Genomic DNA, 4,252 nt, shown 5'->3' with positions numbered 1-4,252 from the left:
CCGCAGGCCATGCGTCTCGGTGAATTCGGCCCAGAAGGTCGGCATCTGGAAATGCTGAAGCAGGGTCATCTTCTGGATATCGGCCGGACGCTGGAAGCCGCCCATCCGCTCGACCAGCGAGGGGGCGGCCACGAGCGCGACCTGTCGTCCGAAGAGATAATGTGACTCGCGCCCCGGCAGTGGCCCGCTCTGGTGGCCGATGTCGATATCGGGCTCCTCCGTCTCCTCCTCGCTGACGAAATTGGTGAACTGCACGTCAATCTCGGGATGGGCCTGGGCGAAGACCGGAAAGCGCTCCATCAGCCAGCGTTCCCCGGCGATGGCGATCATGTGGAGGCGGATCGGCCGCCCCTGGGCGGCGCGTTCGCTCAGGCGCCGCGCGCCGCGTTCCATCTGCTCGATCGCAGCCTCGGCATAGGGGTTATAGATGGAGCCCGCTTCCGTCAGCGTCAGCCCCTGCGGCGTGCGCTCGAACAGCGTCGTCCCCAGATGCTCCTCGAGCGCCTGGATCTGCTTGGAGACGGCGCTCTGCGTCAGATTGACCGTGACGGCCGCCTTCGCGGTCGAGCCAAGCCGCGCAACCGCGAGGAAAACCCTGAGTCCGGTCGTCGATGGCGGGAGGCGATTGCCGGCCACAATAGCTATTCCTTTTTGGACTACCCTTCGGAGATCGTTTCGTTTGCTGGCTGACGGGTCAAGGGGCAGTCTTTGCAAAAGACCAAAGGGGAGAGCGATGAACCAGACGACACGCCTGTGGGGTGGCCGCTTCCGCAAGCAGCCGGATCCGCGGCTGATGCGGCTTTCGAGCGCCGCCAGCGCCCATGCCCGTCTCGCCCCCCAGGATATCGCCGGCGGCAAGGCCCATGCAGCGGAATTGCTGCGCGCCGGACTGCTCACGGCCGCCGAAATGGAGGCGATCATTGCTGCCCTCGAAGCCATCTCGCAGGAGGTCCAGGCCGGGACCCTGAGCCCGAGCGCCGATGACGAGGATGTCCACACTTTCGTCGAGCGCGTCCTGATCGCCCGGATCGGCGACGCCGGGGCCAAGCTCCGCGCCGGCCGCTCGCGCAACGACCAGGCGGCCAACAACCTGAAACTCTATCTGCGCGAGCAGGTTCGCCTGATCGGCGCCATGCTGGTGGAACTGCTGGACGCCATCGCGGCCCAGTCGGACACCCACGCCKCCTCGGTCTGCCCGGGCTTCACGCATCTGCAGAGCGCCCAGCCCGTGACATTCGGCCATTGGCTGATGGCGCATGGCCAGGTTCTCGCCCGCGACGCCTCGCGCCTCCAGGATTGGGAGCGCCGTTCCGGCCAGTCGCCGCTCGGCGCGGCGGCGCTTGCCGGCTCGGCGATCGCGTTGACGCCCGAACTCAGCGCCAAGGCACTGGGCTATGACGCGCCCTGCGAAAACTCGGTCGATGCCGTCGGTGCGCGCGACCATGTCGCGGAATTCCTGTTCGTCGCCGCCATGCTCGCGACCAATCTCTCGCGACTGGCCGAAGAGGTCACGCTCTGGACCTCGCGCCAGTTCGGCTGGGTCACGCTCGACGACGCCTTCGCCACGGGCTCGTCGATCATGCCGCAGAAGAAGAACCCSGATATCGCCGAGATTTCGCGCGGCCGGGCGGCGCGGCTGACCGGCGACCTCGTCACCATGCTCGGCGCGCTCAAGGGCCTGCCGCTCGCCTATAATCGCGACCTCGCGGAGGACAAGCGCGCCGCGTTCGATGCCGTCGACGTGCTGGGCGAAGTGCTGCCGGCCTTCGCCGGACTGATCGCCAGCATGGAAGCGCATCCGCAGGTGATGCGGGCGCAGGCCGGCACCGGCTTCGCGCTGGCGACGGAGGTCGCCGACTATCTCGCGCGCAAGGGCGTGCCCTTTGCCGAAGCTCACGAGATCACCGGGACGTTGGTCCGCTACTGCGAGGAAATGGGGCGCGAGCTCGAACAACTCGAGCCGATCGAGCTCCGCGCCATTGATCCGCGCCTCGGTGAGGATGTAAGGGCCTGTCTCACCCTTGATGCCGCGGTGGCCGCCCGCAGCGGTTTTGGCGGCACCGCGCCAGCGCGCGTCGCCGAGCAGATTAGCCGGTTCCGCATCTGGCTCGCGGATTTTGACGTTTGGACCCGCGGAGCGCAGCGATGACCAGCGCAGTCGGAATTGGAATAGGGCGAGACCTTGCCGGGATCGCCGGGCTGAAGCTCGTGCCGCGCCGCTATTACGGGCGCTGGGTCGCTGCCGCGCTCATCATTCTGGTGTTGGCCTGGGTGATGAAGGCTTTCGCCGAAGGCCAGATCGACTGGAAGGTCGTCGGGCAGTTCTTCACCGCGCCCGCAATCCTGAGCGGGCTCGTCAACACCATCATCATGACGGTCTGCGCCATGGCGCTCGGCATCGCGCTCGGCGTCATCTTCGCCATCATGTACATGTCGCCGAACCCGGTGCTGCGCGGCGTCGCGCTGTTCTACATCTGGTTCTTCCGCGGCACGCCGCTGCTGCTGCAGCTCCTGCTCTGGTTCAACCTCGCGCTGGTCTTCCCGACGATCGGCATCCCCGGCCTGGTCGAGTGGCGCACCATCGACATCATTGGCCCCTTCATGGCGACGCTGCTCGGGCTCGGCATGAACCAGGGCGCCTACACCGCCGAAGTGGTGCGTGGCGGCATTCTCTCCGTCGATGTCGGGCAAACCGAGGCCGCCAAGTCGATCGGCATGACACGACTGACGACGCTGAGGCGGATCGTGCTGCCGCAGGCGATGCGCGTCATCATCCCGCCGGTCGGCAACGAGGTGATCAGCATGGTCAAACTGACCTCGATCGCCAGCGTGATCCAGTTCTCCGAGATCCTGCGCAATGCGCAGACGATCTACTATGCCAATGCCCGCGTCATCGAGCTCCTGATCGTCGCCGCCGGCTGGTACCTGATCGTCGTCACGCTGCTGCAGATCGGCCAGTTCTTCCTGGAGCGCTACTTCTCCAAGGGGCGCGGCGACCGCCGTGCCAAGCCGCAGATCGTCGAGGAGGCCGGAGCATGAACGCCTCCCCTGCAAATGCGATCGTCGCCGCCGCCAACGTCACCAAGCGCTTCGGCGACCTGCGCGCGCTGAACAATGTCTCGCTGACCATTGCGCCTGGCACGGTGCAATGCATCATCGGGCCGTCGGGCTCCGGCAAGAGCACCCTGCTGCGCTGCATCAACCAGCTCGAGAAAATCGACCAGGGCGCGATCTGGGTCGATGGCCAGTTGATCGGCTTTCGCATCAAGGGCGATGAGCTGCATGAACTGAGCGACGCCGAGATCGCGCGCCAGCGCCTCTCGACCGGCATGGTCTTCCAGCGCTTCAACCTGTTCAACCACATGACGGTGCTMGARAACATCATCGAGGGCCCGGTCACGGTGCTGAGGCGCCCACGCCAGGAAGCGATCGCCGAAGCCGAGAAGCTGCTCGCCCGCGTCGGCCTCTCCGAAAAGCGCAACGCCTACCCGTCGCAGCTSTCCGGYGGSCAGCAGCAGCGCRTCGCGATCGCCCGGGCGCTGGCGATGAAGCCGAAGCTGATGCTGTTCGACGAGCCGACCTCGGCGCTCGACCCCGAGCTCGTCGGCGAAGTGCTCGCCGTGATGCGCGATCTCGCGGCCAGCGGCATGACGATGATCGTCGTCACGCATGAGCTCGGCTTCGCCCGCGAGGTCGCAACCGATGTCGTCTTCATGGACAAGGGCGAGATCGTCGAGCGCGGCCCGCCCAATGCCGTTCTGGTGGCGCCGCAACAGGCCCGCACGCGCGACTTCATCGCCGCCGTTCTGAAATAATCGGTCAAAAAGGAGAACCCGATGCTTCGTTTCACCCTGGCAGCGACGCTGCTCGCCGCCACCGCGCTGTCCGCCCAGGCCCAGGCCCTGCCGGAGCGCATCAAGACCGCCGGCAAGATCATCATCGCGACCCAGCCGAACTATGCGCCGATCGTCTACAAGGACCCGGCCACCAACACGATGACCGGCTTCGACTACGAGCTCGGCGAGGCCATCGCCAAGGAACTTGGCGTCAAGGCCGAGTGGCAGGAGACCGCCTTCGCCCAGATGCTGCCGTCGCTGCATACCGGCCGCGTCGACATGGTCATGGCCGGCATGAGCGACCTGCCGGCCCGTCGCGAGACTGCCGACTTCATCGACTACATGGTCTCGGGCGCCCAGTTCTACACCGTCACCGCGCTTGCCGGCTCGATCAAGACGCCTGAGGACCTCTGTGG

At 66.3% G+C, this 4,252-nt stretch carries 5 protein-coding genes; 4 read left to right on the top strand and 1 reads right to left on the bottom strand.

Annotated elements, in window-relative coordinates:
* A partial coding sequence (locus AC1DJT_RS34740) for a LysR family transcriptional regulator (RefSeq protein WP_476835869.1) occupies positions 1-636 on the bottom strand: 636 nt, incomplete at its 3' end.
* Between the two features lie 97 nt (positions 637-733).
* On the opposite strand from AC1DJT_RS34740, the gene argH reads away from it, so the two are divergent.
* The 4 genes from argH to AC1DJT_RS34720 all read left to right on the top strand — a co-directional run.
* Complete coding sequence (argH, locus tag AC1DJT_RS34735; protein ID WP_476835868.1) at positions 734-2,149, top strand: argininosuccinate lyase; 1,416 nt, start codon at positions 734-736, stop codon at positions 2,147-2,149.
* A complete protein-coding gene (locus AC1DJT_RS34730; RefSeq protein WP_441504835.1) occupies positions 2,146-3,039 on the top strand; it encodes an amino acid ABC transporter permease in 894 nt (297 codons plus the stop codon). Before argH ends, AC1DJT_RS34730 begins: the two co-directional genes overlap by 4 nt.
* On the top strand, positions 3,036-3,815 hold the full coding sequence (locus AC1DJT_RS34725; RefSeq protein ID WP_476835867.1) for an amino acid ABC transporter ATP-binding protein: 780 nt from the start codon (positions 3,036-3,038) through the stop codon (positions 3,813-3,815). The genes AC1DJT_RS34730 and AC1DJT_RS34725 overlap by 4 nt, the downstream gene beginning before the upstream one ends.
* Before the next feature lie 21 nt (positions 3,816-3,836).
* A partial coding sequence (locus AC1DJT_RS34720; protein ID WP_476835866.1) for a transporter substrate-binding domain-containing protein occupies positions 3,837-4,252 on the top strand: 416 nt, incomplete at its 3' end.

The organism is Allobosea sp. 05T422_2 (genome assembly GCF_056396265.1).
This window is presented reverse-complemented; position numbering and strand designations above follow the sequence as displayed.

Excerpts from the sequence above, each read along its gene's own strand:
- AC1DJT_RS34730 (WP_441504835.1), top strand. The coding sequence starts at position 2,146 with ATGACCAGCGCAGTCGGAATTGGAATAGGGCGAGACCTTGCCGGGATC.